This is a genomic window from Pseudoxanthobacter sp., assembly GCF_036822375.1.
In the GTDB taxonomy this organism is placed as follows: Bacteria; Pseudomonadota; Alphaproteobacteria; order Rhizobiales; family Segnochrobactraceae; genus Pseudoxanthobacter.
This window is the reverse complement of the sequence record NZ_DAISHT010000194.1, coordinates 2,590-6,164: the sequence shown is the minus strand read 5'-3', so window position 1 is coordinate 6,164 and position 3,575 is coordinate 2,590. Positions and strand designations below refer to the sequence as shown.

The following is a 3,575-nucleotide window of genomic DNA, read 5'->3' as shown; positions in this document are numbered from 1 at the left end:
CTGACCTATGCCGCCGCCCAGCCGGTGGTGAAGGTCGGCCGCATCGCCGGCCAGTTCGCCAAGCCGCGCTCGTCCAACACCGAAGTGCGCGACGGGCTGGAACTGCCGAGCTACCGCGGCGACATCATCAACGATATCGCCTTCACGCCGGAAGCGCGCATTCCCGATCCGCAGCGCATGGAAGCGGCTTACCGCCAGTCGGCGGCGACGCTCAACCTGCTGCGCGCGTTCGCGCAGGGCGGCTATGCCAACCTTGAGAACGTGCATCAGTGGATGCTCGGCTTCGTCAAGGACAGCCCGCAGAGCGAGCGCTACGAGACGATTGCCGCCCGCATCACCGAGACGCTGGCGTTCATGCGGGCCTGCGGCATCGATTCGGAAAGCGTGCCGCAGCTGCGCTCGACGGATCTCTACACCAGCCACGAGGCGCTGCTGCTGGGTTACGAGCAGGCGCTGACGCGCGTCGATTCCACGACGGGCGACTGGTATGCCACCTCCGGCCACATGCTGTGGATCGGCGACCGCACCCGGCAGGCCGACCACGCTCATGTGGAGTTCTGCCGCGGCGTGAAGAACCCGATCGGTCTCAAGTGCGGCCCGTCGCTGGCCGCCGACGATCTTTTGCGCCTGATCGACACGCTGAACCCGACCAACGAAGCCGGCCGGCTGACGCTGATCGCCCGCTTCGGCGCCGACAAGGTGGAAGAGCATCTGCCGCGCCTCATCCGCGCGGTGGAGCGCGAGGGCCGCACCGTGGTGTGGTCGTGCGATCCCATGCACGGCAACACCATCTCGGCCGGCGGCTACAAGACGCGGCCGTTCGAACGCATCCTGCGCGAGGTGGAGACGTTCTTCGCCGTGCACCGCGCCGAGGGCACCCATGCCGGCGGCATCCATGTGGAGATGACCGGCCGCAACGTGACCGAATGCACCGGCGGTGCCCGCGCGCTGACGGCGGACGATCTGTCGGAGCGGTACGACAGCCAGTGCGATCCGCGCCTCAACGCCGAGCAGGCGATCGAGCTGGCGTTCCTGCTGGCCGAAAACCTGAAGCGCGAGCGCGATCACAAGGCCGGTCTGGGCGTTGCCGCCTGAGCCGCCTGCGGCTTATGATCCGGGTCTGATCGAGACCGGCCGGGGCCCCGCGCTCCGGCCGGTCGCTTTTTTCACGCATCGCAAGACGCACGCATCGCAAGACGGGAACACCATGGCGGGACTGGGCATCTTCGTGCTGGCGGCGCTGTGCGAAATCGCCGGCTGTTTTGCCGTGTGGCAGGTCGTGCGGCTCGGCCGCCCGGCGCTGTGGCTGGTGCCGGCCGCCGCCGCGCTGGGAGCTTTCGCCTGGTTGCTGACGCGCACCGATGCCGAATTCGCCGGCCGCGCCTATGCGGCCTATGGCGGCATCTACATTGCCGCCTCGCTCGGCTGGCTGTGGGCGGTGGAGGGCCGCGCCCCCGACCGCTTCGATGTGACCGGCGCGGCGCTGGCGGTCATCGGCGCCGGCATCGTGCTGCTGGCGCCGCGCACCAGCTGAGCGGGACGGTAGACAATCACCGCAGATGATGCCGGATTGTGCAACAGGCGTAAACGAAGCGTCTGCGCACGGCTCTCTCGTCGCCGGCCGGCACACGCCCTATCTTGGTAGCAAAGATCGGGGCGGTGTCTCGCCCCGCAAGCGGCCTTGATGGGGCACTGTGATGCTGCCGACCCTGTTCATTTCCCACGGCGCGCCGAACATGGCGCTCTATGACAGTCCTGCCCGCCGGTTCATGCTGGAACTGGGCGCCCGGCTGCCGCGTCCGAAGGCGATCCTGTCGGTTTCGGCCCATTTCATGACCGCCAAGCCGGTCGTGATCGCCGACAGCCACCCGGAGATGATCTACGACTTCGGCGGCTTCGAGCCGGAACTCTACCAGAAGGTCTATCCGGCACCCGGCGATCCGGAACTGGCCGCCCGTGTGGCCGAAAAGCTGACCGCCGGCGGTGTCGAAACCGTGCTGGCCACCGGGCGCGGCTTCGACCACGGCACCTGGGTGCCGCTGTCGCTGATCTATCCGAAGGCCGACATTCCGGTCGTGACGCTGTCGATCCAGCCGCGGCTTGACCCCGCCCACCATTTTCGGGTCGGGCAGGCGCTGCAGGGGCTGGCGGCCGAGGGGGTGCTGGTGATGGCCTCCGGCTCGATCACCCACAATCTGGGCGAAGTGTTCGATCGCCGCAGTGGCCGCATGATGGCCATGGATGCGCCGGACACCGAGTGGGCGCGCAGCTTCACCGACTGGTTTGCCGACCGCATGAAGACCGGCGCGGTGGCGGATCTGATCGGCTATCGCAGCCGCGCGCCCCACGCCGTGCGCGCCCACCCGCACGACGACCACCTGCTGCCGCTGTTCGTGGCGCTGGGCGCGGCCGGAGCCGGGGCGACCACGGAGGTGATTCACTCCTCCGGCCAGTTCGGCTCGCTGATGATGGATGCCTATGCCTTCCATCCGGCCGCGGAAGGGGCCCGGCAGGTTGCCTGACCGGACCGCCCGAAAGACCGGCGGCGACAAGCGGATGTCGGAGGCCGGGGGACGGGGGCGGGAATAGTCTAGCAAGCCACTAGCGCTCGGCCCCGGCAGACGTTAAAACATGGCCGCAACTGAGTGGCGCTTTCCGGCCCGCAGGTGCCAGCGGTGCAGCGATGATAAGGGTTAGCCGTGCGCGACAGATTTCTTGAGGGCATGAGCCGGGCGGCCTGGCAGGTGAGTGTCGTCACCACCGACGGGCCGGCCGGCCGTGCGGGACTGACGGTCAGTGCAGTGACGTCGCTGTCGGCCGATTCTCCCAATCCGTCTCTGCTGATCTGCATTCACGATGCCAACGCCTCCACGCCGTTCATCCGTGAGAACGGCGTGTTCTGCGTCAATATCCTGTGCGAAAAGCAGAAGACGATTTCGGATGCGTTCTCCACCCGCCGGCTGACGCCGGAGGAGAAATTCGCCACCGGCACCTGGAACACGCTGTCGACGGGCTCGCCGGCGCTGAGCGATGCGCTCGTGGTGTTCGACTGCCGGCTGGAGGCCGCCCTGCACCACGGCACGCACTGGGTGCTGGTGGGCGGCGTGGTGGCCATGGATCTGCCGCGTGAGACGAGCGGGCCCCTGATCCACTCTCACCGCCACTATGGCGGCTTCCACGAAATCGACGGCTGAATAGCTGCGATGAGGCCGGAGGCCTCAGGCCTCCGGATCGAGCGGGGCGGTGCCGGCGGGCGTGCCGTCGGCGCCGAGCTGGATCTTTTCCACCCGCATCTCGGCTTTGCGCAGCAGCGCCTCGCAGTGCTTCTTCAGCGCCTCGCCGCGCTCGTAGGCGGCGATGGACTGCTCAAGCGCCACCGTGCCGCGCTCCAGCGTGTCGACGATCTTCTCCAGTTCGCCCAGTGCAGCCTCGAAGCTCATTTCGGCCACGTCGGCATTGGCGGCGGAAGGCTTGGCGGCCATGGCTGGGGCTCCCTGAATATCCGGCACGAAAAACGGCCCGCTCTTGATGCGCCATCGGCCGGCGGATTGCAATCCGCCGCCAGTTCAGCCGCG

At 68.0% G+C, this 3,575-nt stretch carries 5 protein-coding genes; 4 read left to right on the top strand and 1 reads right to left on the bottom strand.

The window, feature by feature from the left end; genetic code table 11:
• The 4 genes from V7067_RS14405 to V7067_RS14390 all read left to right on the top strand — a co-directional run.
• Positions 1-1,095: 3-deoxy-7-phosphoheptulonate synthase class II (locus V7067_RS14405; protein WP_334176598.1), on the top strand; the 1,095-nt coding region annotated here is incomplete at its 5' end.
• A 112-nt stretch (positions 1,096-1,207) separates the two neighbouring features.
• Complete coding sequence (locus V7067_RS14400; RefSeq protein ID WP_334176597.1) at positions 1,208-1,534, top strand: YnfA family protein; 327 nt, start codon at positions 1,208-1,210, stop codon at positions 1,532-1,534.
• Positions 1,535-1,697: 163 nt separating this feature from the next.
• Positions 1,698-2,522, top strand: a complete 825-nt coding sequence (locus tag V7067_RS14395) for a class III extradiol ring-cleavage dioxygenase (protein WP_334176596.1) — start codon at positions 1,698-1,700, stop codon at positions 2,520-2,522.
• 177 nt (positions 2,523-2,699) lie between these two features.
• Complete coding sequence (locus V7067_RS14390; protein ID WP_334176595.1) at positions 2,700-3,194, top strand: flavin reductase family protein; 495 nt, start codon at positions 2,700-2,702, stop codon at positions 3,192-3,194.
• Positions 3,195-3,218: 24 nt separating this feature from the next.
• Here the strand turns inward: V7067_RS14390 and V7067_RS14385 are convergent, their stop codons facing one another.
• Positions 3,219-3,482, bottom strand: coding sequence for an exodeoxyribonuclease VII small subunit (locus V7067_RS14385; RefSeq protein WP_334176594.1), 264 nt, complete (start codon positions 3,480-3,482; stop codon positions 3,219-3,221).
• Positions 3,483-3,575: the final 93 nt, after the last annotated feature.

What these genes read in the sequence shown, in the direction of transcription:
- V7067_RS14400 (WP_334176597.1), top strand. Translation starts at nt 1,208, where the DNA reads ATGGCGGGACTGGGCATCTTCGTGCTGGCGGCGCTGTGCGAAATCGCC.
- V7067_RS14395 (WP_334176596.1), top strand. Translation starts at nt 1,698, where the DNA reads ATGCTGCCGACCCTGTTCATTTCCCACGGCGCGCCGAACATGGCGCTC.
- V7067_RS14385 (WP_334176594.1), bottom strand. Translation starts at nt 3,482, where the DNA reads ATGGCCGCCAAGCCTTCCGCCGCCAATGCCGACGTGGCCGAAATGAGC.